At 44.4% G+C, this 25,670-nt stretch carries 18 protein-coding genes, 8 tRNA genes and 3 rRNA genes; 22 read left to right on the plus strand and 7 right to left on the minus strand.

The window, feature by feature from the left end; all coding sequences use genetic code 11:
- From DW657_RS07115 to rrf, 5 genes are all read left to right on the plus strand, one after another.
- Positions 1-1,388: ribosomal RNA gene (locus DW657_RS07115) — 16S ribosomal RNA — on the plus strand; the annotation flags it as partial.
- A gap of 131 nt (positions 1,389-1,519) precedes the next feature.
- Positions 1,520-1,593 (plus strand) — tRNA-Ile (locus DW657_RS07120).
- Between the two features lie 23 nt (positions 1,594-1,616).
- Positions 1,617-1,693: transfer RNA gene (locus tag DW657_RS07125), tRNA-Ala, on the plus strand.
- Positions 1,694-1,887: 194 nt separating this feature from the next.
- Positions 1,888-4,785, plus strand: a 23S ribosomal RNA gene (locus DW657_RS07130).
- A 106-nt stretch (positions 4,786-4,891) separates the two neighbouring features.
- Positions 4,892-5,004 (plus strand): 5S ribosomal RNA (rrf, locus tag DW657_RS07135).
- Positions 5,005-5,204: 200 nt separating this feature from the next.
- Here the strand turns inward: rrf and DW657_RS07140 are convergent.
- Positions 5,205-5,627, minus strand: a complete 423-nt coding sequence (locus tag DW657_RS07140; RefSeq protein ID WP_118311959.1) for a hypothetical protein — start codon at positions 5,625-5,627, stop codon at positions 5,205-5,207.
- 134 nt (positions 5,628-5,761) lie between these two features.
- On the opposite strand from DW657_RS07140, the gene DW657_RS07145 reads away from it, so the two are divergent.
- Positions 5,762-7,423, plus strand: coding sequence for a glycogen/starch synthase (locus tag DW657_RS07145; protein ID WP_118311960.1), 1,662 nt, complete (start codon positions 5,762-5,764; stop codon positions 7,421-7,423).
- 76 nt (positions 7,424-7,499) lie between these two features.
- On the plus strand, positions 7,500-10,058 hold the full coding sequence (glgP, locus tag DW657_RS07150) for an alpha-glucan family phosphorylase (protein ID WP_117663661.1): 2,559 nt from the start codon (positions 7,500-7,502) through the stop codon (positions 10,056-10,058).
- Between the two features lie 231 nt (positions 10,059-10,289).
- Here the strand turns inward: glgP and DW657_RS07155 are convergent, their stop codons facing one another.
- Positions 10,290-11,228, minus strand: coding sequence for a ribose-phosphate pyrophosphokinase (locus DW657_RS07155; protein ID WP_117663660.1), 939 nt, complete (start codon positions 11,226-11,228; stop codon positions 10,290-10,292).
- Between the two features lie 77 nt (positions 11,229-11,305).
- Positions 11,306-11,914, minus strand: a complete 609-nt coding sequence (locus DW657_RS07160) for a thiamine phosphate synthase (protein WP_089544501.1) — start codon at positions 11,912-11,914, stop codon at positions 11,306-11,308.
- A gap of 107 nt (positions 11,915-12,021) precedes the next feature.
- On the opposite strand from DW657_RS07160, the gene nspC reads away from it, so the two are divergent.
- From nspC to DW657_RS07220, 12 genes are all read left to right on the plus strand, one after another.
- Positions 12,022-13,197 carry a carboxynorspermidine decarboxylase gene (nspC, locus tag DW657_RS07165; protein ID WP_089544502.1) on the plus strand — a complete coding sequence of 392 codons (1,176 nt, stop codon included), beginning with the start codon at positions 12,022-12,024 and terminating at the stop codon, positions 13,195-13,197.
- A 202-nt stretch (positions 13,198-13,399) separates the two neighbouring features.
- Positions 13,400-13,472 (plus strand) — tRNA-Gly (locus tag DW657_RS07170).
- A gap of 54 nt (positions 13,473-13,526) precedes the next feature.
- Positions 13,527-13,610 (plus strand) — tRNA-Leu (locus DW657_RS07175).
- Positions 13,611-13,628: 18 nt separating this feature from the next.
- Positions 13,629-13,704: transfer RNA gene (locus DW657_RS07180), tRNA-Gly, on the plus strand.
- Between the two features lie 39 nt (positions 13,705-13,743).
- Positions 13,744-13,825 (plus strand) — tRNA-Leu (locus DW657_RS07185).
- Between the two features lie 28 nt (positions 13,826-13,853).
- A tRNA-Leu gene (locus DW657_RS07190) sits at positions 13,854-13,940 on the plus strand.
- 19 nt (positions 13,941-13,959) lie between these two features.
- Positions 13,960-14,032: transfer RNA gene (locus DW657_RS07195), tRNA-Gly, on the plus strand.
- A 34-nt stretch (positions 14,033-14,066) separates the two neighbouring features.
- The gene (locus tag DW657_RS07200) at positions 14,067-14,603 is read left to right on the plus strand and encodes a hypothetical protein (RefSeq protein WP_089544503.1); all 537 of its coding nucleotides are present in this window, start codon (positions 14,067-14,069) and stop codon (positions 14,601-14,603) included.
- A 21-nt stretch (positions 14,604-14,624) separates the two neighbouring features.
- Positions 14,625-15,041 (plus strand): single-stranded DNA-binding protein, encoded by a 417-nt coding sequence (locus tag DW657_RS07205; protein ID WP_118311961.1) that lies wholly within the window; start codon positions 14,625-14,627, stop codon positions 15,039-15,041.
- Between the two features lie 16 nt (positions 15,042-15,057).
- Positions 15,058-16,404, plus strand: a complete 1,347-nt coding sequence (gldE, locus tag DW657_RS07210) for a gliding motility-associated protein GldE (protein WP_089544505.1) — start codon at positions 15,058-15,060, stop codon at positions 16,402-16,404.
- Between the two features lie 39 nt (positions 16,405-16,443).
- A complete protein-coding gene (locus DW657_RS07215) occupies positions 16,444-17,079 on the plus strand; it encodes a 4'-phosphopantetheinyl transferase family protein (RefSeq protein WP_118311962.1) in 636 nt (211 codons plus the stop codon).
- Positions 17,066-18,211, plus strand: coding sequence for an esterase-like activity of phytase family protein (locus tag DW657_RS07220; RefSeq protein WP_118311963.1), 1,146 nt, complete (start codon positions 17,066-17,068; stop codon positions 18,209-18,211). Before DW657_RS07215 ends, DW657_RS07220 begins: the two co-directional genes overlap by 14 nt.
- A gap of 5 nt (positions 18,212-18,216) precedes the next feature.
- Here DW657_RS07220 and DW657_RS07225 read toward each other — a convergent pair whose 3' ends face one another.
- Both DW657_RS07225 and DW657_RS07230 read right to left on the minus strand, forming a co-directional pair.
- Complete coding sequence (locus tag DW657_RS07225; protein ID WP_118311964.1) at positions 18,217-19,011, minus strand: SDR family oxidoreductase; 795 nt, start codon at positions 19,009-19,011, stop codon at positions 18,217-18,219.
- A gap of 73 nt (positions 19,012-19,084) precedes the next feature.
- Complete coding sequence (locus tag DW657_RS07230; protein ID WP_118311965.1) at positions 19,085-19,930, minus strand: N-acetylmuramic acid 6-phosphate etherase; 846 nt, start codon at positions 19,928-19,930, stop codon at positions 19,085-19,087.
- A 1,429-nt stretch (positions 19,931-21,359) separates the two neighbouring features.
- On the opposite strand from DW657_RS07230, the gene DW657_RS07235 reads away from it, so the two are divergent.
- Both DW657_RS07235 and DW657_RS07240 read left to right on the plus strand, forming a co-directional pair.
- Positions 21,360-22,484 (plus strand): adenine-specific methyltransferase EcoRI family protein, encoded by a 1,125-nt coding sequence (locus tag DW657_RS07235; protein ID WP_118311966.1) that lies wholly within the window; start codon positions 21,360-21,362, stop codon positions 22,482-22,484.
- Between the two features lie 11 nt (positions 22,485-22,495).
- Positions 22,496-23,602 (plus strand): DUF262 domain-containing protein, encoded by a 1,107-nt coding sequence (locus tag DW657_RS07240; RefSeq protein ID WP_233546652.1) that lies wholly within the window; start codon positions 22,496-22,498, stop codon positions 23,600-23,602.
- Positions 23,603-23,696: 94 nt separating this feature from the next.
- Here the strand turns inward: DW657_RS07240 and DW657_RS07245 are convergent, their stop codons facing one another.
- Together DW657_RS07245 and DW657_RS07250 are read right to left on the minus strand one after the other, a co-directional pair.
- Positions 23,697-24,254: a hypothetical protein gene (locus DW657_RS07245; protein WP_118311968.1), complete on the minus strand. Its 558-nt coding sequence runs from the start codon at positions 24,252-24,254 to the stop codon at positions 23,697-23,699.
- A 47-nt stretch (positions 24,255-24,301) separates the two neighbouring features.
- Entirely contained in the window at positions 24,302-24,613 is a 312-nt protein-coding gene (locus tag DW657_RS07250; RefSeq protein ID WP_118311969.1) for a nucleotidyltransferase domain-containing protein, read from the minus strand.
- A 294-nt stretch (positions 24,614-24,907) separates the two neighbouring features.
- On the opposite strand from DW657_RS07250, the gene DW657_RS07255 reads away from it, so the two are divergent.
- The gene (locus tag DW657_RS07255) at positions 24,908-25,666 is read left to right on the plus strand and encodes a helix-turn-helix transcriptional regulator (RefSeq protein ID WP_118311970.1); all 759 of its coding nucleotides are present in this window, start codon (positions 24,908-24,910) and stop codon (positions 25,664-25,666) included.
- Positions 25,667-25,670: the final 4 nt, after the last annotated feature.

The raw sequence follows: 25,670 nt of genomic DNA on the forward strand, positions 1-25,670 counted from the left end.
CACTTGGGGATAACCTTGCGAAAGTAAGACTAATACCCAATGATATCTCAAGAAGACATCTGAATGAGATTAAAGATTTATCGGTGATGGATGGGGATGCGTCTGATTAGCTTGTTGGCGGGGTAACGGCCCACCAAGGCGACGATCAGTAGGGGTTCTGAGAGGAAGGTCCCCCACATTGGAACTGAGACACGGTCCAAACTCCTACGGGAGGCAGCAGTGAGGAATATTGGTCAATGGGCGAGAGCCTGAACCAGCCAAGTAGCGTGCAGGATGACGGCCCTATGGGTTGTAAACTGCTTTTATAAGGGAATAAAGTGAGTCTCGTGAGACTTTTTGCATGTACCTTATGAATAAGGACCGGCTAATTCCGTGCCAGCAGCCGCGGTAATACGGAAGGTCCGGGCGTTATCCGGATTTATTGGGTTTAAAGGGAGCGTAGGCCGGAGATTAAGCGTGTTGTGAAATGTAGATGCTCAACATCTGCACTGCAGCGCGAACTGGTTTCCTTGAGTACGCACAAAGTGGGCGGAATTCGTGGTGTAGCGGTGAAATGCTTAGATATCACGAAGAACTCCGATTGCGAAGGCAGCTCACTGGAGCGCAACTGACGCTGAAGCTCGAAAGTGCGGGTATCGAACAGGATTAGATACCCTGGTAGTCCGCACGGTAAACGATGGATGCCCGCTGTTGGTCTGAATAGGTCAGCGGCCAAGCGAAAGCATTAAGCATCCCACCTGGGGAGTACGCCGGCAACGGTGAAACTCAAAGGAATTGACGGGGGCCCGCACAAGCGGAGGAACATGTGGTTTAATTCGATGATACGCGAGGAACCTTACCCGGGCTTGAATTGCAGAGGAAGGATTTGGAGACAATGACGCCCTTCGGGGTCTCTGTGAAGGTGCTGCATGGTTGTCGTCAGCTCGTGCCGTGAGGTGTCGGCTTAAGTGCCATAACGAGCGCAACCCCTCTCCTTAGTTGCCATCAGGTTAAGCTGGGCACTCTGGGGACACTGCCACCGTAAGGTGTGAGGAAGGTGGGGATGACGTCAAATCAGCACGGCCCTTACGTCCGGGGCTACACACGTGTTACAATGGCAGGTACAGAGAGATGGTGTTCTGCAAAGCGCATCTAATCCTTAAAGCCTGTCTCAGTTCGGACTGGGGTCTGCAACCCGACCCCACGAAGCTGGATTCGCTAGTAATCGCGCATCAGCCATGGCGCGGTGAATACGTTCCCGGGCCTTGTACACACCGCCCGTCAAGCCATGAAAGCCGGGGGCGCCTAAAGTCCGTGACCGTAAGGAGCGGCCTAGGGCGAAACTGGTAATTGGGGCTAAGTCGTAACAAGGTAGCCGTACCGGAAGGTGCGGCTGGAACACCTCCTTTCTGGAGAGACGAATTTCCTATGAAGATATAGGAATCTGATTAAAAGTTCGCTTCTCTTCTTGTACGCACCATCTGTTTAATTAAATAAGAGATAGAGAATGTTCGGCAGAGATGCTACTCTTTACCAACACAGTCCTATAGCTCAGTTGGTTAGAGCGCCACACTGATAATGTGGAGGTCGGCAGTTCAAATCTGCCTGGGACTACTTCTCAATTGATATCTCGACTTGGGGGATTAGCTCAGTTGGCTAGAGCACCTGCTTTGCACGCAGGGGGTCAACGGTTCGAATCCGTTATTCTCCACCAAGTCAACAACCTTTTTGGTTATGAATTGACATAAGATCTTTGACATATTGACACAAGCAAAACTGTAAGTAATGAACTTTAGTTCAGACTAAAGTGAATCAAATCGCAAGATGAGATTTCACAAGTTAGAATACAGCTGAAAGTATGAGCTACTTATTCGTTATCCGGAAACGAGTAACAAGAATACAGTCGTAAAGAAAGTAAGAAAGGGCGTATGGCGGATGCCTAGGCTCACGGAGGCGATGAAGGACGTGATAAGCTGCGATAAGCTTCGGGTAGGTGCAAATAACCTTTGATCCGGAGATTTCCGAATGGGACAACCTAGCCGTCTGAAGGACGGTTACTAGCACTTAAGTGTTAGAGCTAACGCAGGGAACTGAAACATCTTAGTACCTGCAGGAAGAGAAAATAAATGAATGATTCCCCCAGTAGTGGCGAGCGAACGGGGAACAGCCCAAACCAGTGGCGTCGCAAGGCGTTGCTGGGGTTGTAGGACCGCGACATTGTATGCAAATCGTGAACAGAACACTTTGGAAAATGTGACCATAGACGGTGATAGTCCAGTATGTGAAGCGAAATGCAGCATAGCGGTATCCTGAGTAACGCGGGACACGAGGAATCCTGCGCGAATCTGCCGGGACCATCCGGTAAGGCTAAATACTCCCGTGAGACCGATAGCGAACGAGTACTGTGAAGGAAAGGTGAAAAGAACCCCGAGCAGGGGAGTGAAATAGTTCCTGAAACCATGCGCCTACAAGCGGTCGGAGCATCTTACGATGTGACGGCGTTCCTTTTGCATAATGATCCTACGAGTTACCGTCACTGGCGAGGTTGAGTGTCACGAGACACGTAGCCGCAGTGAAAGCGAGCCTGAATAGGGCGCACAGTCAGTGGGGGTAGACGCGAAACCAAGTGATCTACACTTGGCCAGGATGAAGTCCCGGTAACACGGGATGGAGGTCCGCACCAATAAGCGTTGAAAAGCTTCTGGATGAGCCGAGTGTAGGAGTGAAAGGCCAATCAAACTTGGAGATAGCTCGTACTCCCCGAAAGGCATTTAGGTGCCGCGTCGGATGGTCACCGTGAGAGGTAGAGCGACCGATAGGACAAGAGGGCTTCACCGCCTATCGAGTCCTGACGAACTCCGAATGCTCACGGTCTGCAGTCCGGCAGTAAGGGGGCGGGTGCTAAGGTCCGTCCCCGAGAGGAGAAGAATCCAGACCGCCGTCTAAGGTCCCGGAGTTCTGCCTGAGTTAGTCTAACGAAGTCTGGTCCCTATGACAGCTAGGATGTTGGCTTGGAAGCAGCCATTCATTCAAAGAGTGCGTAACAGCTCACTAGTCGAGGGTCCGGGCATGGATAATAATCGGGTATAAGGCAGACACCGAAGGCGCGGGATAGCAATTTTAAAAGTATCGGTAGGGGAGCATACTCACAGCGTCGAATGGTGTACGTAAGTTATCCTGGAGCGGTGAGTAAAGCAAATGTAGGAATAAGTAACGATAAGGAGGGTTAGATTCCCTCCCGCTGTAAGACCAAGGTTTCCCGGGCAATGCCAATCAGCCCGGGGTCAGTCGGGTCCTAAGTCTAAGCCGAACGGCGATGGCGATGGCAGAGACGGTTAATATTCCGTCACTGCCGCATGGGGCGACGTGGAGACGGAGCAGTGAAACCACCGCGGGGCGACGGAAGTCCCCGTTGAAGGGTGTAGGTGTTGAGGATGGCAGGCAAATCCACCATCCGAGCTGAACTTGAGAGTACGGAGTCCTCCTCGGAGGAATCTGATAGTGTGGGTAATCATACTCCCGAGAAAATCCGCTAAGCTTAACCCATGCGGCACCCGTACCGCAAACGGACACACGTGGTCGGGTAGAACATACTAAGGCGTTGAGAGATTCATGGTTAAGGAACTAGGCAAATTGACCCTGTAACTTCGGGATAAAGGGTCCTCGTGATGAGCGAGGCGCAGAGAATAGGTCCAGGCAACTGTTTAACAAAAACACAGGGCTGTGCAAACTCGAAAGATGAGGTATACAGCCTGACACCTGCCCGGTGCCGGAAGGTTAAGAGGAGATGTCACTCGCAAGAGGAAGCATTGAATTGAAGCCCCGGTAAACGGCGGCCGTAACTATAACGGTCCTAAGGTAGCGAAATTCCTTGTCGGGTAAGTTCCGACCTGCACGAATGGTGTAATGATCCGGACGCTGTCTCAACCATGAGCTCAGTGAAATTGTAGTATCGGTGAAGATGCCGATTACCCGCGATGGGACGAAAAGACCCCGTGAACCTTTACTACAGCTTAGCATTGACCTTGGTCATCCGATGTGTAGGATAGGCCGGAGGCTTTGAAGCGGGAGCGCCAGCTTTCGTGGAGCCATCCTTGAAATACGGCCCTTTGGCTGTCTGAGGTCTAACGCGTGATTACGCGGACACTGCTTGGTGGGTAGTTTGACTGGGGTGGTCGCCTCCAAAAGCGTAACGGAGGCTTCCAAAGGTGCCCTCGGGTCGATTGGTAACCGACCTCAAAGAGTGCAATGGCATAAGGGCGCTTGACTGGGAGGCAGACATGCCGAGCAGGCAGGAAACTGGGGCATAGTGATCCGGCGGATGTGTATGGAAACTCCGTCGCTCAAAGGATAAAAGGTACTCCGGGGATAACAGGCTGATCCCCCCCAAGAGCTCATATCGACGGGGTGGTTTGGCACCTCGATGTCGGCTCGTCACATCCTGGGGCTGGAGAAGGTCCCAAGGGTTGGGCTGTTCGCCCATTAAAGTGGCACGCGAGCTGGGTTCAGAACGTCGTGAGACAGTTCGGTCTCTATCTATCGTGGGCGTGGGAGTTTTGAGTGGTGCCGTCACTAGTACGAGAGGACCGTGATGGACAGACCTCCGGTTTACCAGTTGTGCCGCCAGGCGCACCGCTGGGTATCTGAGTCTGGATTGGATAAGCGCTGAAAGCATCTAAGTGCGAAGCCAGCCGCAAGATGAGAACTCCATTGAGGGTCGTCAGAGACGATGACGTTGATAGGATGCAGGTGTAAAGACAGCGATGTCAAAGCCGAGCATTACTAATTGCCCGAACACTTTCTTTAGAAAGTTCATAGTTTCAGCTGTTGACTCCCGATTGAATCGAGAGGGACGGTGGTTCTTTACGATCAAATACAGTTTGCTTGTGTGCAAATACGTCATACCCCATTATCAGGTGGTTATTGCGGTGAGGTCCCACCTCTTCCCATTCCGAACAGAGAAGTTAAGCTCACTTGCGCCGATGGTACTGCAATGCAATGCGGGAGAGTAGGTAGCCGCCTTCTTTTATTTATTTTAACCTCGATTACGTCCTGTAATCGAGGTTTTTTGTTTATTCACCTTCTATTTAACATAATAAAGAGGCTCATATTTCTCGTATTTTTGGCGAACTGTATGATTGCCTGAAAATATGAAAAATATGAGCCTTAAAAAGCGCAACAATTTTGCTCTTTAGGTATAAGTATATTCCATTTTCTCTTGGGTATTAATTCTCCTTGATGAATACCAATTTCTTAGGAATTTTAACCCATTTACGATTTCGCGCAATCTTGATGCTGCTTCCTTCTTTTTGCTGGAGCTCGTAAGTGCCATCTGAGAGTAAAACTAGGTCAGCCACAAGATCTTCGCTTCCATAATCATTAATAATGGAGAGGTGAGCTATCTTGCCATCTACATCCGCATCAGTGATCAGCCATTTTCTGCTATCCAGTCTATCTCCAAAGTAACCAGGCATCTCTCCAAACACTTCCTGCCCCGGAACTTTGAGATTCTTGTGGTAGAAGTCGATGCTCATATAGACGTTCAACTCCTTGTTAGTCAGTTTACCTTTGAATAAAGTACTATCGTTTTGTGCCATGCATACTATGCTGATAAGGCACAATAATGTTATTAAAAATCTTCTTTTCATATATAAAATTCTATTAACTGCACAAAGTTATTCATTTAAATCAAGAAAATATTATTTTTTTTATGATTTTAATGAGATATATTTGTTTTTTTGCAAATATTTACCTATATTTGCGGTGTTTTATTGATATTTATATGGAAAAGAACAGATTATTTCCAGATTATATATTTGAGTCTAGCTGGGAAGTGTGTAACAAAGTTGGTGGTATATACACTGTTTTGTCGACACGAGCTTTGACTCTTACGGAAAAGCTACAGGACCGACTCATATTTATTGGTCCTGATTGTTGGGGAGAGAAGGTAAATCCTTATTTCTCTGAGGATGATACGCTTTATGCGGAGTGGAAAACAGAAGCTCTTAAAGAGGGCTTGAATGTAAAGGTAGGTAGATGGCAAATCCCTGGTGAGCCTGTGGCAGTCTTGGTAGATTTCCAACCTTATTTTGAACAGAAAGACCAAATCTATGGCCAGCTTTGGAATGATTATCAAGTGGATAGTCTTCATGCTTATGGTGATTATGATGAGGCATCCATGTTCTCTTATGCTGCTGCATTGGTTGTAGAAAGTTTCTATAAGCATGTTGTGGGCAAGGGTAAGAAGGTTATTTATCATGGAAATGAATGGATGACCGGTCTTGGCGTGCTCTATGTGAATAAGTATTTGCCAGAAGTTGCTACTGTATTTACTACACATGCTACTAGCATTGGTCGCAGTATTGCAGGTAATAATAAGCCTCTCTATGACTATCTTTTTGCCTATAATGGCGATCAGATGGCACAGGAGCTCAATATGCAGAGCAAACATTCAATTGAAAAGCAAACCGCAAAGTATGTTGATTGCTTTACTACGGTAAGTGATATTACAGCCAATGAGTGTAAGGAACTCTTGGATAAGCCTGTTGACTATGTATTACCTAACGGATTTGATAATAGTTTTGTACCTAAAGCTTCTACATTCACCAAGAAACGTAAGGAGGCAAGAAAGCGTTTGCTCGATGTAGCTAATGCATTGATGGGTACCGACTTGGACGATGATACACTTATTGTTTCCACCAGTGGTCGTTACGAGTTCCGCAACAAGGGCATTGATGTCTATATCGAGGCGATGAACCGTTTGCTTCGCGATAGCAATTTGAAGAAGAATGTTTTGGCATTCATCGATGTACCTGGTTGGGTTGGTGATCCACGTCAGGATCTTCTTGAGCGTTTGGAAAGTGGAAAGAAGTTTGATACTCCACTTGAAGTTCCGGAGATTACCCATTGGTTGCATAATATGAGTCATGACAATGTCTTGGGTATGTTGAAGTACTTCAATATGCATAATAACAAGGAAGACAAGGTTAAGTTGATATTCTTGCCTTGCTATTTGACTGGCGATGATGGTATCATCAACAAGAGTTATTATGATGTCGTTTTGGGTAATGATCTCTGCATCTATCCTTCTTATTATGAGCCATGGGGTTATACTCCATTGGAGGCTGTTGCATTCAAGGTGCCATGTATCACCACCGACTTGGCTGGCTTTGGTCTTTGGGCGAACTCAGAGAAGGGAAGTTATAGCGAGATAGAGGATGGTGTGAAGGTAATCAAGCGTACCGACTACAATTATTCAGAGGTAGCTGATGCTATCAAGGATACTGTAGCCAAGTATTCTGGTATGACCAAGACTCAGGTGAACAAGTGCCGCAAGAATGCCGAGAAACTCTCTGAGAAGGCATTGTGGAAGCATTTCATCGAGTATTATTACGATGCCTATGACTTCGCATTGCGTAAGGCAGAGAATCGTATGAAGCAATAAGAATTCTCTCTCTTAATAGGGAGAAATCACAATATAATTAATGAGATATAAATAGTTTAATATAAATCGAAACACAATGAAAATTAAAGCAGACTATGCTAATGCTCCTCAATGGAAGGAGACTACTATTAAGTCTAGCCTTCCTAAGGAATTGAAGTGCTTGGACGAGATTGCTCACAATATGTGGTGGGCATGGAACTATGAGGGTCGTGACTTGTTTAAGAGTCTCGATGCTGATTTGTACGAGAAATGCAACGCTAACCCAGTATTGCTTTTGGAGCGTTTGAGCTACGATCGTAAGGAGGCTATTGTTAAGGATAAGGAGACAATGGCTAAGGTTAAGAACGTCTACAAGATGTTCCGTGAGTATATGGATGTGAAGCCAAACTCAAAGCGTCCTTCTGTAGCATACTTCTGCATGGAGTATGGTATCAACCAGGTGGTTAAAATCTACTCTGGTGGTCTTGGTATGCTTGCTGGTGACTACTTGAAGGAGGCATCTGATAGCAACGTGGATATGTGTGCCGTTGGTTTCCTCTACAGATATGGTTATTTCAAGCAGTCTTTGAGCATGGATGGTCAGCAGATTGCCAATTATGATGCTCAGAACTTTAATTCTCTTCCATTGGAACGTGTTCTGGATGAGAATGGCAACCCTGTTGTTATTGATGTACCTTATACAAACTATCAGGTTCACGCTTATGTATGGCAGATGAACGTAGGTCGTATCAAGTTGTATCTCCTGGATACAGATAATGATATGAACTCAGAGTTCGACCGTCCTATCACTCACTCACTCTATGGTGGTGACTGGGAGAATCGCTTGAAACAGGAAATCTTGCTTGGTATCGGTGGTATCTTGACTTTGAAGAAACTCGGCATCAAGAAGGAGATTTATCACTGCAATGAGGGTCATGCTGCACTCTGCAACCTGCAGCGTCTCTGCGATTACATCGAGGAGGATGGCTTGAACTTCAACCAGGCTCTCGAGTTGGTTCGCGCTTCTTCTCTCTATACTGTTCATACTCCAGTTCCAGCTGGTCACGACTACTTCGACGAGGCTCTCTTCGGTAAGTACATGGGTGGCTATCCACAGCGCCTTGGTATCTCTTGGGATGAGTTCATCGGTATGGGTCGTGAGAATGCAGACGATCACAACGAGCGTTTCTGTCTCTCTACCTTCGCTTGCAATACTTGTCAGGAGGTTAACGGCGTAAGTAAGCTCCATGGTTGGGTAAGCCAGCAGATGTTCTCTAACATCTGGAAGGGTTACTTCCCAGAGGAGAACCACGTAGGTTATGTAACCAATGGTGTTCACTTCCCAACTTGGACAGCAACAGAGTGGCGTAAGCTCTATGATACATATTTCGACAAGAACTTCATGAACGACCAGAGCAACGAGGAAATCTGGCATGCTATCTACAATGTTTCAGATGCAGAAATCTGGAATACCCGTATGACATTGAAGAAGAAGCTCGTAGCTTACATCCGTGAGAAGTTCACACAGACATGGTTGAAGAACCAGGGTGATCCTGCTCGTGTAGTATCTTTGCTCGAGCGTATCAATCCTAACGCTCTGATGATCGGTTTCTGCCGTCGTTTCGCTACATACAAGCGTGCTCATTTGCTCTTCACCGACTTGGATCGCTTGGCTAAGATTGTTAACGACCCAGAGCATCCAGTATTGTTCTTCTTCTCAGGTAAGGCTCACCCAGCTGATGGTGCTGGTCAGGGCTTGATTAAGAGAATCTTCGAAATCAGCCAGCGTCCTGAGTTCCTTGGCAAGATTATCTTCCTCGAGGACTACGATATGACTTTGGCTCGTCGCCTGGTTTCAGGTGTTGATATCTGGATGAATACTCCTACACGTCCATTGGAGGCTTCTGGTACATCTGGCGAGAAGGCTGAGATGAACGGTGTTGTCAACCTCTCTGTACTTGATGGTTGGTGGGTAGAAGGTTACCGCGAGGGTGCTGGTTGGGCTCTTCCTGAGAAGCGTACATACCAGAACCAGGGTTACCAGGATCAGCTTGATGCTGCTACTATCTACAACCTCTTGGAGAACGACATCATCCCAATGTACTATAACAAGAACAAGGAAGGCTTCAGCAAGGAGTGGATCCAGGTAGTAAAGAACTCTATCGCTACTATCGCTCCTCACTATACTATGAAGCGTCAGTTGGATGACTACTATGATAAGTTCTACAACAAGGAGGCTGCCCGCTTCAAGAAGTTGAGCGCTAACGACAATGCTTTGGCTAAGGAGATTGCACTCTGGAAGGAAAGCGTTGCTGAGCGTTGGGATGGTATCCACGTAGTATCTAAGGATGACAGCAAGTTGATGGCTGCTGAGACAGGTCAGAAGATCAAGGTTCAGTATGTTATCGATGAGCAGGGGTTGAACGATGCAGTAGGCTTGGAGCTTGTTGTATTGAAGGATCAGCCTGAGGATGGCAAGCAGATTTATGCTGTTTATCCATTCAAGATGGTTGGTCATGAGGGCAACAACTTCACATTCGAGGCTGAGATTGAGCCAATCAATGCTGGTTCATTCAAGACAGGCGTTCGTATGTATCCTAAGAATGAGAAGTTGCCACATCGTCAGGACTTCTGCTACGTTAAGTGGTTGGACTAATAGGATAGCGGATTTCTATTCGCATCATATAAATATAATGAATCCTGCATCTCGCATAGAGGTGCAGGATTTTTTTTGTTTCTTTTCTCGGATTAGAAAGAAAACCGGGTATTCTTTGTAATCAGAAAATAGAAGAAGAATCAGAAAATAAACAAAAGAAAAGGAGCCTTCCCGCTCAAGAAGAGTAGGGAAGGCTCCTTTTTTTGTTTATATATAATAATGTGGGAATTATTATACGAGATACTGAGAAGAAATACTCTCGTTGTCCTCTACGCGGCGGATAGTCTCAGCAAACATATCAGCGATGGTGAGCTGCTTAACCTTGTCGCAACGCTTGGTGTAAGGGATTGAATCTGTGAAAACAATCTCCTCGAGAGCAGAATTCTGTACGCGTTCCGAAGCAGGACCACTCATTACGCAGTGAGAAGCACAAGCGCGAACAGTCTTAGCACCAGCCTGCTTCATAATATCAGCAGCCTTTGTGATAGTACCTGCGGTATCAACCATGTCATCGATGATGACTACGTTCTTGTCCTTTACATCACCAATGATCTGCATGCTGGCAACTACATTTGCACGAGCACGAGTCTTGTTGCAAAGTACGAGAGGGCAACCGAAGTACTTGGCATAAGTGTTGGCACGCTTAGAACCGCCTACGTCTGGAGAAGCAATTACCATATCCTCGAGGTGCAAGCTCTGCAGGTATGGCAGGATAACGCCAGAAGCATAGAGGTGATCTACTGGAACATCGAAGAAGCCCTGAATCTGGTCTGCATGGAGGTCCATGGTGATGAGGCGGTCGATTCCGGCAACGCTAAGCAAGTCGGCAACCAATTTAGCACCGATGCTGACACGTGGCTTGTCCTTACGATCCTGACGAGCCCAACCGAAGTAAGGCACAACAGCGATGATGTGGCGAGCTGATGCACGCTTGGCAGCATCGATCATCAAAAGTAACTCCATCAAGTTGTCTGAATTAGGGAAGGTGCTCTGCACGAGGAATACATCGCGACCGCGGATAGATTCCTCGAAAGAAACGCCAAACTCACCATCAGAAAACTTGGTTACTACCAAATTACCCAGTGGGCAACCTAAACTAGCGCAGATTTTCTCTGCAAGGTATCTCGAGTTAGTACCTGAGAATACCAAATAAGAGTTCTTGTCACTCATTTCCTTTAGTGTTTACGTGTATTAATAGTTATGTATTATTCTAGATGATATATATATGAATCATTGCGAACTGGTTTTTAGCTGATAGCTTTTCTCAGTCTTTCGAAATGCTGAATCAGCTCCTTGAAGTCAGTCTCATTATGGATATCAAAGCGGTTCCAGATGTCTCCGCAGATTACCACGCCTCCAAATCCCAGGTCTTTGGCCATTTTGAGATTTTCCAGGCTCATGCCTCCCAGGGCGTATACCTTTTTGTCTATGAGACCAGCCTTTGCAGCCATCTCTAACTGCTGTGTAGAGAATGAGGATTTCTCGTCCTTGAATTCGATGCAGTCGAATATGTTTTTTAGAAAAACATAGTTTGACTTCTTCTTCATCTCCTTCAGCTTTAATAGGTCAGTACAGGTGCGGCTGTATTTGCCCTTGTAGCCATCAGGGACAGGAGCAAGAGGATCATCGATGTGTATTCCCGCCAAGTCGTATTCCTGCTTGAGGTAATAATGGTCGTGAACCGTAACCTTGCGTCGGTAGTCTTCTGGCAATAAAGTGAGCAAGCGCTCAGAGTATATGGGCGATGAACCTGGCTTGAAGAGATGCAGGTTGTCCATCCCCTCGTCGAACAACGAGGTGAGTATTTTATCTTCCTCCACAAAGAATGTGGACTTGGTCATTATTGCTAATTTCATTGTCAAAATGCATTTTATACTGCAAAAGTATTAAAAATTTCGCAATCCTGCAATTATATCGGGATAAAAAGCTATCTTTGCACCATAAAATTAATATTTATCAAGAAATGAGAGTAAATTTATCGACTTTTTGTGAGATTCACACCCCAATTTATGTTTTGGAGGAGGAGAGACTGAGACGCAACCTGAGTCTTATCAAAAGTGTGGCAGAACGTGCCGATGTGGAGATTATTCTTGCCTTCAAGGCTTATGCACTGTGGAAGACTTTTCCGATTTTCAGAGAGTACATTCATTCTACTACGGCGAGTTCTTTGAGTGAGGCGAAACTGGCTTTCGAGAAGTTTGGAAGTCCGGCGCATACATTTTCGCCGGCTTATACGGATTATGAGATTGATGAGATAGCCCGCTGCTCGAGTCATCTTTCGTTCAACTCGCTTTCTCAGTATGAGCGTTATCATGAGCGTGCCCGATTGGCAAATCCGGAAATCAAGTACGGATTGAGAGTGAATCCTGAATATTCTGAAGTGGAAACCTTATTGTATAATCCATGTGCTCCGGGAACCAGATTTGGCGTATCGGCAGATAAGTTGCCGGAAACCTTGCCTTCCGACATAGAGGGATTCCATTGTCATTGCCATTGCGAGAGTGGGGCAGATGTCTTCGAGCGCACATTGGCACATATCGAGGAAAAGTTTGCTAAATGGTTCCCGCAGTTGAAGTGGATTAACTTTGGAGGTGGTCACTTGATGACTCGCAAGGATTATGATGTTTTACACCTTATTAATATATTAAAGGGATTTCATGCCCGTTATCCTCATCTGAAGGTTATCCTGGAGCCTGGTAGTGCCTTTGGATGGCAAACTGGTCCGTTGGTAACCCAGGTAGTAGATGTGGTAGAAGATAAAGGTATCAAGACTGCGATTATTAACGCCAGTTTTACCTGCCACATGCCAGATTGTCTCGAAATGCCATATATGCCGGCAGTGAGAAATGCTGAAACTTTGGAGGTTGAAGACCCGATGAAGGCTCCGGAGGGCGAACATATATATAGAATAGGTGGCAATAGTTGCCTGAGTGGTGACTTCATGGGGTACTGGAAATTCGATCATGAACTGGAAATTGGCGAAAATGTCATCTTTGAAGACATGCTCCACTACACCACAGTGAAGACAAATACCTTTAATGGCATCACTCATCCGGCTATCGGAATCGTACATTTGGACGGAAATTTGGAAATTTTGCGCGAATTTGGATATGAGGACTATCGCGACAGGATGGATTGATGACTGGTTATTTGATGAAGTTTGTCCCTAAAATGGACGAATAATGCTTGAAATACGCCTAAAAATGCACGTTTTTCCTCTAAAATGAAGAAAAATGTGCATTTTTTATAAAAAAAACGCTGAAAAATTTGGTGGGTTCAAAAAAATGTAGTACTTTTGCACTCGCATTCAGAGGAACGCTCCTATGATAGTTAGGAAATAAGCGGAAATAGCTCAGTTGGTAGAGCACAACCTTGCCAAGGTTGGGGTCGCGGGTCCGAGTCCCGTTTTCCGCTCGAACATTTTGGACAACATGTCATTCTGTATTAGGTATGGAATTTCAAGACAATGGAGAGGTGGCGGAATTGGTAGACGCGCTACTTTGAGGGGGTAGTGACAATTGTGTCGTGGGAGTTCGAGTCTCCTCCTCTTCACTTCTTGAAGTTGTACAAGCGGAAATAGCTCAGTTGGTAGAGCACAACCTTGCCAAGGTTGGGGTCGCGGGTCCGAGTCCCGTTTTCCGCTCCATTCTTTTACATATCTAGTTAGAAGGGTGTGTATTTTTGAGCCCAAGTGGCGGAATTGGTAGACGCGCACGTTTCAGGTGCGTGTGTTTCACAACGTGCAGGTTCGAGTCCTGTCTTGGGCACTGATGTTCAAAATGGCATCTAAATGTTGGAGAGGTGGCGGAATTGGTAGACGCGCTACTTTGAGGGGGTAGTGACAATTGTGTCGTGGGAGTTCGAGTCTCCTCCTCTTCACCATTTTCATTATTTTTGTTAGGCGGAAATAGCTCAGTTGGTAGAGCACAACCTTGCCAAGGTTGGGGTCGCGGGTCCGAGTCCCGTTTTCCGCTCTATTTTATTTGAAAATAGAGAAACATACCTATTATGAATTTATATTTAAGATATTTCGATCAGGAGACATTAGTAAATAATGTCGATGAAGCAATAGATTTTTTGAAAGGTATCCCGGAAATTGGTATGGATGCTGAGCTGGAGGCTGATATTAGAGATTACGCCGCTAGCGATGTTTGCTATCCTAAACGTTATAAAGTTCGTCCTCGTATTTATTTCATTGTTATCAAGACGGCTGCTGCTACGATGCAGGATTTCAAGGATAAGAAGGCCTTGCGTTCGTCTGCGCCTGCAGAACGCCAGGAGAATCCTGTGATGCTGAATCTTACACAGGAGTTGGCTGGCTGGTACGAGGGATCTTTGGATTTCAAGCGTGTTGTGATGGTGCCTGCTACGGGAAAGTTTGAATACCGAGATACTCACTTCGTGGCTCATGTCAAGGCTATGTCGGGGTTGGATTGCTACACTCGTATTGTAGAGCACTTGAAGGAGAGAGTTGACTCTCGTAGTCAGTTCCCTTCAGCTAAGGGTAAGAATTTCCATTTCCGCTATCTGGGAATGTGGAAGTAAAAAGATAATTATTAGAAAACTATGAATAAGGTAATGTTGATTGGTAATGTGGGCAAGGAACCTGTTGTGCATTATTATGATGCAGATCAGGCGGTAGCTCAAGTGTCTTTTGCGACAACGGAGAAAGGTTACACCCTGGCTAATGGTATGCAAGTACCAGATCATACCGATTGGCATAACCTCGTGTTCTTCCGTGGTCTTGCAAAGGTGGTGGAGAAGTATGTACACAAGGGCGACCGACTCTATGTGGAAGGCCGGATCCGCTATCGACTCTATGATGACAAGCAGGGTAAGCGACATAATATCACCGAGATATACGTTGATAATATGGAGATGCTGACCTCGCGGTCGGGAGCTTCAGCTCCAACTTCAGCTCCTGCTTCATCTTCAACCCCATCTCCTGCAGAGACTACTGAGAACAAAGATTTACCATTTTAAATTTTAAGCTCAGAAATTGGATATATCGACCATAACGGATGCTTTTAGTGATGTGCTGCTCTTGCAGCCATCTACTGGTGTTTTTGTAGCTGCTATATTGGCAGCTATCCTGCTTGGTATGTCAGCTTTTGCCAGTGGTTCCGAAATCGCTTTTTTTAGTTTATCACCAGCTGATATTGCGGAACTGGAGGACGAAAAAACTGACTGTGACAAGAAAATTCAGATGTTGCGTGAGGATTCAGAACGTACATTGGCTACCATTCTGATAACCAATAACTTTGTGAATGTCACCATTATCATGCTCCTCAACTATGTTTTTGCCGGAATCGTGGAGTTTGGTCCTAAAGCTTATTGGCTTCAGTTCCTTATTATCACGGTAATCCTTACATTCTTGCTTTTGCTCTTCGGAGAGATCATGCCTAAGGTTTATGCCCGACAGGATCCTCTCAAGTTTTGCCGTAGATGTGTGGGCGGCATTATGTTTGCACGCAAGGTGTTCTGGGCATTGGAGAATGTACTGCTGAAGAGTGGAATCGTTGCTGAAAAGATTATACAGAAAGAAAACCATGTCCTGAGTGTGGATGATTTGGAACAGGCTCTGGAACTCACCGACAAGGAAGATATCAAGGACGAACAGAATATGCTGAAGGGTATCATCCGATTTGGTGATGAAACAGCCAAGGAGGTGATGACCACCCGTCAGAACATCGTTGACCTGGATATTCGCAGCACCTATCCTGAGGTGTTGAAGTGTATTGTAGAGAACAACTACAGTCGTATTCCGGTATATCAGGATAATACGGATAATATTCGTGGTGTATTGTATATCAAAGACTTATTACCACATCTTTCAAAGGCATCCAACTTCCGTTGGCAGAGTCTGATCCGTCCTCCTTACTTCGTTCCTGAAACCAAGAAGATAGATGATCTGCTTCGCGAGTTCCAGGAGAATAAGGTTCATATCGCCATTGTGGTAGATGAGTTTGGCGGTACTTCCGGTATCGTAACCCTGGAGGATATCCTGGAGGAAATCGTTGGCGAGATCAATGATGAATATGATGAGGAGGAGAAGTTCTATTCGAAATTAAATTATAATACATTTATCTTCGAAGGCAAGACCTTGCTTTCAGACTTCTGCAAGATTCTGAATGTAGATGATGAAGAGTTTGAGGAGGTTGAGGGCGATGCAGATTCCCTGGCAGGTCTGCTCTTGGAAATCAAGGGTGATTTCCCAAGCATGCACGAGAAGATAGATTATAAGAATTATACTTTCGAGGTGATGAATATCGAGGAGCGCCGCATCAGCAAGATTAAGGTGACGGTACATCCGGTAAGAAACGAAGAGGAGAATTCCTCCAAGTAATTCCTCCTCCTTATATTTGTAATATTTTGATTATATAGTATGGCAGTTGTCAATATACGAGAAGTTTATCCGGGAGTGAGTCTCGGCTTATGGCAGATGGATGAGACTGTAGAACAGTTGTTTGAAGCATATCCTCTTCTGCAGGCTTACCGTTCCCAGATGGAAGAGAAATATAAGAACGATGGCAGGAAACAGGAGTTTCTTGCCATTCGTGCATTAATGTATGAGATGCTCAAGACGAACGGGGCTTCCAAGGGCTTGCTTTCTCATGCAGGTGACATTACCCACAACGAGGCTGGCAAGCCATTGTTCCGTGGTTATCATATCAGCGTTTCGCATACCAAGGGTTATGCTGCGCTTATCCTTTCCAAGAATCAGGAAGTGGCGGTAGATATCGAATACTTCAGCGATAGGGTAGAGCGCATCGCTTCCAAATTCCTGCGAAAGGATGAGAAGGCGGAAGATCTGGATGCCAAGCTGGTGCATTGGTGTGCCAAGGAAACGGTCTTCAAGTTATTCTCAGAGGAAAAACTGATGTTTGAGGATATGCGGGTAAAGCCATTTGATACGATGGCAGACTGGTCGTGTGATGTGGAGAATCTCAAGAGCAGAAAGACGGCGCATGTGGATTTCGAATTAACCATGGAGTTTGTTCTTACCTATGCTGCGTTGTAGTATCCTGACCATCTTCCTGGCATTCAGTCTGTTGGCTGGAGCACAGGATTGGAAAGTAGTGAGAGAGAATTCCCAGAAGGCTTTTCCTAAGACAGTGGCTGCGGGTAACTACAGTGGCATTGCTCATCTGCATGATGATATCTATGCGGTGGTAAGCGACAAGTCGGATAGTGCTCTGTATTTCAACTTCCGAATTCAGGTGAATCCCAAGACCGGCGAACTGGAACAGGTAGAGAACCTTGGGTTTATCGAGAGAACAGATGGAACTCTGAACGACGGTAAGCCTTGGCAAGGGCAGGAGAAAGGCTTTGACCACGAAGCCGTCGTGAAGGTTTCTGATTCTACCTTGGTGATAGCAAGCGAAGGATATTGCCGTTTAAAGGAGTATCCTATTCTGCCTATTTCGGCGGATGCTGCCAAGGTTGGCTATCCGCAGAACCTTTGGGAAAGCAGATGGCCTTCTTCTGAATTTTATCCTAATTATAATTTTGAGTCTCTGGCTTTTGATTCCGTCCATCAGTATCTCTGGACAATACCTGAGAGCACGCTTCGCAAGGACGGACAGCCTGCTACTCCTCAAAACGGATTGGCCAATCAGCTTCGTTTGATGAGGCTTGATTGGGGAAAGATGAAGGAAGATAGTAACAAGGAAGAGTATAGCGAGCAAGTGAATAGCAAGAAAGACTCTCGTTATATGATGACCTATGCCTATCAGATGGATCAACCTTCTACCCATAAGAAAGCAGATATCTATGTGATGGGTGTGAGTGAGCTTTGTGCCTTGCCCGATGGACAGCTTCTGGTTCTGGAGCGTGAGGCATTTATTCCTAAGATCAAGATAGGTGCTTTCTGCAAGTGTAAGCTCTATCAGATTAATCCTTTGAATTCTGAGAATTTTTCTATGAAAGAGAATATTTCATCAGATACTCCTTTCTTGAAGAAGAAATTGCTCACGGAATGGAAAACCGGCTTGTCTCTTTCCAAGCGTTCCTTTGCCAATTACGAAGGCATGTGTCTGGGACCCAAGCTGGAAAATGGTTCCCAGGTTGTCATCCTGCTGTCTGATTCGCAGGATCAATACGCTGGAGTATTGAAAGACTGGTTCAAGACGATTGTCATCAGAAAGGAATAAAGTTGTTATGTTGTAATCCTCAATCTCGTCCATAACCATCTAGGAATGAGTCGCCAGAGGAAGACGAGGATATCATATCTCCAGTCTATCACCTTAACTTCCTTTCCGTTTTCGATGGCATTCACGATATGCTTTGCCACATCTTCCGGTTTGAGCTGCAGTGGATAACTGCTGCCTGCGATGAGGTCGGTCTTTACGAAACCTGGTCGGATATCTGTGATGGCGATGCGGAGATGACGCATCCGTGCCTGCTGCGACAGGCATTCCAGATAATGGTTCTGGAATCGCTTGGTGGCAGAGTAGGCAGGGGCTGCACCGAGACCTTTGGTCCCGGCGATGGAAGTGATGCAGGCAATGCGGAAATTCTGATAGGCATGGTTTGACTTCTTCTTACTTTCAGGAACAGAAAGCTTACTCTTATTGGTTGGAGTAGAAGACTGGGCGGCAAACCAGTTGAATGCCGTATCCACCATTCTTGTGAATCCCAAGCCGTTTGTTTCCACGGTCTTCAATTCCTTTTCTATATCCAGCGTATTATTCTGCCAGCCAATGCCGGAACTGTGGAAGTAGAGATCCATGCCTCCCAACTTATCGATGAGTTCGAGAAGTTGGGCAGGAGCATCGGTAGAAGTTACGTCTATTTGCTGATAGCAGGTAATGCCGCCCTGCGAAATCAGAGCCTGCAATCTTTCGATTCTTCTTCCGGCTATTCCTACCTGCCATCCTTTTGCTGCAAGCAGTTTCGCCACTTCCATTCCGATGCCCGATGTGGCACCCATTACAATTGCTTTCTTTGCCATATAGTCCTATTATTATATAAGGTGAAGTCTTGATATTCCTATTTTATAAAGGTGAAGTTTTGTCTAACTCTATCTAAATATCTAAATTACGTTTACTCTTCAGCAAGTCTTCCGCCTTCTTCACGCTTCCTGCTTTCAGTATCAGTTGCTTCACTTTCTCGTAATCCGTATATTCCGGATTGCGTTCCATGAAGATGCGGCAGGCGCGGTCGATGAGTTTATGATTGATAAGCTTGGCGTTCACCATCTTGTTGCCTTCCACCCGTCCTTGTCTTATCTGAAGAGAAGTACTGATCATATCCAGAATCATCTTCTGCGATGAACCGGCTTTCATGCGGGTACTTCCTGTCACGAATTCCGGTCCCGTGATTACTTCTACGGGATAATCGGCAGCCTGGGCGATGGGAGCGTGGGGATTGTTGACGATGCACCCCGTAGGAATGCCTTCCTCCTTGCAATGTTTCAGGATGGCGAGCACGAAGGGAGTAGTGCCGCTTGCCGAGAAGCCCAGCACGAAATCACGCTTTGAGATATGCTTGTCGCAGAGCTGATGCCAGCCATTCTCCAGGTCGTCTTCTCTTGATTCCCTGGTTTGGGTAAGGCAGCCGATGCCTCCCGGGAAAATGGCCTGTATCTGTGAACCGTCGATGCCATAAGTGTTCTGCACCTCGATGGTATCGAGTGTAGCCAGTCTTCCGCCTGTTCCGCAACCGGCATAGAAGAGTCTTCCACCCTTCTTCAGCTGCACTTCGATGGCGGAAATCAGTTGGTTAATGGCAGGCAATGCTTGTTCTATTGCCACAGCCACCTTCTTGTTTTCAGCATTGATATGGGCGGTGAGTTCTTCCACGCTCATCTTTTCCAGATGTTCGTAGAGCGAGCTTTGCTCAGTTATTCTTTTATCTACTTTGTTTGACATATTACCAAAATCTTTAGATTGTAGAATGTCTTGGAGTATCCTATGTATAATTGCTGATCATATTTTATAGCCATCGTTCTCTTCTTTCTGTTTAGCGATACAAAGGTAATCTTTTATTCTTAAACTACCAAATAAAAATGGCACTAATATGGATGAGTGGTGTTATTGATATAGATCGACCACTCTACCATCTCTTCAAATTCGGTCTGATGACTATAGCTTGGTTTTCTTAAGCGGGTGCAAAGGTACTACTTTTTTGAATCCACCCAATTTTAGGGGGATAAATTTGCTGAAAATATTTAAGGTAGATAATAAATCTCCTTTCACGGAATGCGGATTGCGTTGAAAATGAGAGAGTTAAGTGTGAAAGGAAAAACTTCTTTATTTTGAGATGATAATTGATGGCTAAGCTTAAATTTGGCGATGTGCCTTGCTTTTTATGAGTATGGTATAGGTGGGGCAAGGATCTGGTATAGTCAATAATAGATGTTTTGATAATGAATAATGAGCGTCTTGATAGTGAATAGCAGGTATTTTGATAATGAATAGTGGGTGTCTTTGTTATGAATGTTGGGATGAAGCATAGTAACTAGAAGGATGAGGGATAGATATTGGCAGGCGAAAAGAGGCGATTTATCGGCTGGATGACTAAGGTCGTCTATATGGATGACTCGGGTCATCTATATGGCTCACTCCCGTCATCTATATGGATGACCCGGGTCATCCGATACAAAGAAGCCTTTTCTATTCCTTTTGTGATAGTTGCTTTCTCCTTTAGACTAAGTTGCCTTCTCCTTATATTAATAGTCCTTTCGGCTGATTATTATTGTTGTTTCAGCTCAAGGTAAATGGTGCGGTGGTAAGCGCAGTTGGTTCTTTTGTCGTTTCCCCTGATTGCAGTAGTTCTATTGGAGTGCAGAATTCTCCTTTCACACTTAAGTAACTGATTATGAGTATACTATGATAATTGTGAAAGGAGAATGGAATTTTAATTGCTGTTTTGTTTGCAGGCATCTAAAGAAGAAAAAAGCATGATTTAATAGAAGTTTTTCGATGAAAGATGCGCTCGTTTCAATAAATTGTTGTATCTTTGCAAATGGATTTGGCTACAGCCATTTCCAAGACATCGTTGGTAAACAAAAGCATTCGCTATTATTTCGCGTTCAGCCAAAAGCCTCGGAAACTTATTGGAAATAACGTAACAAGGAATAATTGTGATAAGGCATTCGGTATGGGGTGCCTTAATCAACCGTATATTTAGCAATGCATCTACGCCATAGGCGTGGTGCATTCTTATGGGTTGATTGAGGTTTCCATTCCGAGGCTGCCTCATAGCTGAACGCAATAAGAGCATCACGCCCTTTTTGCGTCTTGGCGTGATTGATAGTTGTATGCACTTATTGTATCGTATAACTAACAATCAAGCATTATGGCAAACAAGAATTTGAATGCCGCTAAGGTGGCAAAGAAAGATGAATTCTATACTCAGCTTTCTGATATAGAACGAGAGTTGCAACATTATTGGAAGCACTTCCGTGGAAAGGTGGTGCTCTGCAACTGTGACGACCCTTACGAAAGCAACTTTTTCAAGTATTTCGCTCTTCGATTCAATCAGTTAGGATTAAAGAAACTTATCTGCACCTGTTACAATGGTTCGCCTGTAACAGGCAATGAGCTGGCAATTCATTTCGATGGCTTCGATGATGACGAACCAAAGAAGATTGCCTATAAGGTGGAGATTACGGAAGTGAAAGACGAGAATGGCGATGGGGCTGTCGATTTATCAGATGTTCAATATCTCTTGAAGAGTGACAGGAATGTATTGTCGATTTTAAAGACAGGTGATTTCCGTTCGCAGGAATGTATAGAATTATTAAAAGAAGCTGATATTGTCGTTACCAATCCTCCTTTCTCTTTGTTTCGTGAGTATATTGGACAGTTGATGGAGTATAAGAAAAAGTTCTTGATAATTGGTAGTCAAAAATCAATAGGTTGTAAGGAGATTTTTCCTTTATTTCAAGAAAATAAAATTTGGTGGGGATATGGTTTTAAAGGAGCCGCTGCTCATTTCTTTTCTCCTTATGAAGATACGGCTACGGCTGGAGACCACAAAAAGGATATGATTCGGGTTTCTGGTGTTACTTGGTTTACAAATTTAGAAATACCAAAACGTAGTGAAGAAATGGATTTAGTATGCCGATATTCTCCAGATGAATACCCTCGTTATGAAAATTATAATGCAATAGAGGTTGGAAAAACTACAGACATTCCATTTGATTATCCCGGAATTATGGGCGTACCTATTACTTTTTTGGATAAGTATTGTCCAGACCAATTTGATATAGTTGGCTCTAATAGCAGTACAGATTTATGTAAAATGTTAGGTGTGCAACCTTTGGGGCAGGATTGGATAAATCGGTATAGAGCGGCAGGTGGTACTGGGCACAATACAGCAAATATGGTAAGAATCGTATATAATGACAAAAGTGGCAAGCCAAAAGTCGCTTTCCAAAGAATATTCATCCGTAACAAACATCCGCAAGCATCATGTTAAAGATAGAAGAAATGAAAATAACCGTTGGCGAAATCACCAAGGGTTACATTAATAATGACGAACAAGGAGTAAGAGGATATAATGGCCTCTTGGATATTCGTCCACCTTATCAGCGTGAGTTCATTTATAATGAGCAAGAGCAATGTGCAGTTATTAATACCGTCTTGCATAATTATCCCCTCAATATCATGTATTGGGTAAAAAGGAGCAATGATGCAGAATGCCCATACGAGGTGATGGATGGTCAACAGCGTACTTTGTCTCTATGTGAGTATGTGGCAGGAAAGTTCTCTTTTGATTTCAAGAACTTCTTCAATCAACCTGCAGATATTCGGAAGAAGATTCTCGACTATAAATTGACCGTTTATGTCTGCGAGGGAGAAGAATCGGAGAAGTTGGAATGGTTCAAGACTATAAATATTGCCGGTAAGCCTTTGAATGAGCAAGAAATAAGGAATGCCGTCTATGCAGGCCCATTTGTGAGCGATGCCAAGAAGCATTTCTCCAAGACCAATTGTGCTGCATATCGTTTGGGTAAAGACTTGGTGAATGGTTCGCCTATTCGCCAAGACTTTTTCAAGAAAGCCTTGGAGTGGATGGCAGACCACGAAACTCGCAATGGCAAACCTCAGTCTGCCGTTGGTTATATGAGCCTACATCAGCATGACATCAATGCCATGCCTCTATGGACTTATTTCCAGAGCGTATTGCGTTGGGCTATGGATACCTTCAACATGAAGAAATTTAAGAAAATCATGAAGGGCTTGGATTGGGCAAAATTCTATGACGAATATCATGAGAAGGTACTCGATATCAAGGCGATGGAAAAGCAGATCATCGACTTGATAGGAGATGATGAAATCCAAAAACAGCAAGGCATCATCCCGTATGTTTTGACAGGTGATGAGCATTACCTCGACCTCCGTGCTTTTCCCGACAAGATAAAGCTTGCCGTATGGGAAAAGCAGAACCATAAATGTGCCATTTGCGGCAAAGAGTTCGATTACCAATTCATGGAGGGCGACCATATTACGTCTTGGCGTGAAGGTGGAAGAACAGAGGTTAAGAATTGCCAGATGCTTTGCAGAGAATGCAACCGAAGAAAAGGTAGTAAGTAACGATCTCTAATACAAATATCCTTCACCATAAATCTTTGATTTCGTTGAATATCAAAGGCTTATGGTAAGGGATGTCTTTATTTGTTATATCATTTTATCCATCAATCCAAATGCTTAAAGCTTTTGATAGCTTGAACTCTGGCAGTTGTGCTATGATGCAACGACGCAAGAATTTGAATACTCCGTTATAACATTCCATTATTATCTTGCCATCCAAACTCAAAATGGCATAAGTATTATAGATTGGTACTTCGTGGTTCCAACTACCATTTACCCGATGGTAGTCATTATCGCTTCCTATTTGATAAGTTTGGAAGCTTTTCTTGCTTAGTAAAGCTAAGCGAGATGAAGTGTTAGGAATACTATTAAGTTCTTCCAATACATCAGGAGCATCATAGTTGTTGCCATCTTGGTAACGCAATTGATAGAACTTCTCCAAGAAAGGGATGAACTCTTTGTCTAACAACTTTTCGTCAAGTGTGTAAACATAATAATCCTCTGTTTCTTGGCGAACGTAAATGTCTTCAAGGTGATACTCTTTTTCTATCTCCTTGAAAATGTCTTCGAGTGGCATCTCGTCAAGATGCTTCGATATTTCTTCCTTTCCAATGGCTGTTTTTATCTTCAGCCCGATTGCTAAATAACATCCCATGATTTTGTATTTTTAAGTTGTGTTAATAAGATAAAGTTGTCACCTTGTCATATTGCAATTCCTTCCTTATTTACGTTATGATTGAATAAGGTATAATGGTTCTTCTCCCATTCTTTTTGGGAGAAGAGTACAGGGTTGATGATTTCATCAATATCCCAGCCTAATTCTCTTAGTGGATAAGAGTACTTATCGTAATCTTGAAGCGTAACTTTTGGTTTGTCTAGAAGAATCAATACATCCCAATCACTTCCTTCATGTTCTGTACCTCTAGCGTGGGAACCAAACAAGATAGCTTTTGCATGAGGATCAATCTCATGCAATCTATTGTGCATTGCTTCTATAATTCGTTTCTTCTCCATATCTATCAATATTAATATATATGCTGCAAAAATACGAGTTTTCTTTCTAATCACCAAATTTTTAACATAAAATTCTGTCTAATATCTTAAAATAAGTGTTTGGTGAGTTTTTTATATCTATGGTATCTGTGGCTTTATCTGCTTTCATGGTTAATTATCTGTAAATAAACAATCCAATAGAATTGTAATCAAATAAAAATATGTACTTTTGTATCCGAATAGCGTATTTAAAAAGAGATCCGATGGCTTGATGAATCGGAGAACAGATAGAAAGAGTAATATTCAGAATAGCTTATGAATAAAGAAAAAGACGATTTCTTCCTCCATTCCAACGAGGTGAATCATATCAACAGAGAAGATTACGATAAGATTGAATTATTGGTGAATGCGGCAAAGGCCTTTGCCCGCAGCACCTACCAGTGTGTCTATATCATCGACTATTTTCATCAGGACTTCATCTATGCATCAGACAACCTCGCTTATCTCTGCGGATTGGAACCGGAGCAGTTGATGGAGGCTGGTTATCAGATGTATATCGACCATGTTCCGGATGCCGACCTGCAGATGCTGCTCGAAGTGAACAAGAAAGGTTTTGATCTTTTCAATGAATTGCCTGTGGGCGACCGTCTGGACTATACCATCTCGTACGACTTTCATCTTACCAATGGCAGGCATAGCCGATTGATTCATCATCACCTTACTCCGATACTTCTTTCTGATGATGGAAGAATCTGGCTTGCCCTCTGCACCGTATCATTGGCAGCAACCGATGAACCGGGACATATCATCATGCAGAAGAATGGTGAGCGTAGCTATTTTGAATATTCCACATTGCGCCACAAGTGGGAAAAGAAAGAAGGCATAACCTTGAGCGAGACAGAGAGAGATGTTTTGAGATTGTCTGCCCAAGGTTACACGATGAATGATATTGCCGACCGACTATGCAAGTCGGTGGATACGATAAAGGCTTGCAAGCGCAACCTTTTCGCCAAGATGGGCGTGAAGAACATTGCCGAAGCGCTGTTTCATGCCACAAACTATCAGATGATATAATCGC

Origin of the sequence: Prevotella sp. AM23-5 (assembly GCF_003473645.1) — a bacterium.
Taxonomy (GTDB): Bacteria; Bacteroidota; Bacteroidia; order Bacteroidales; family Bacteroidaceae; genus Prevotella; species Prevotella copri_A.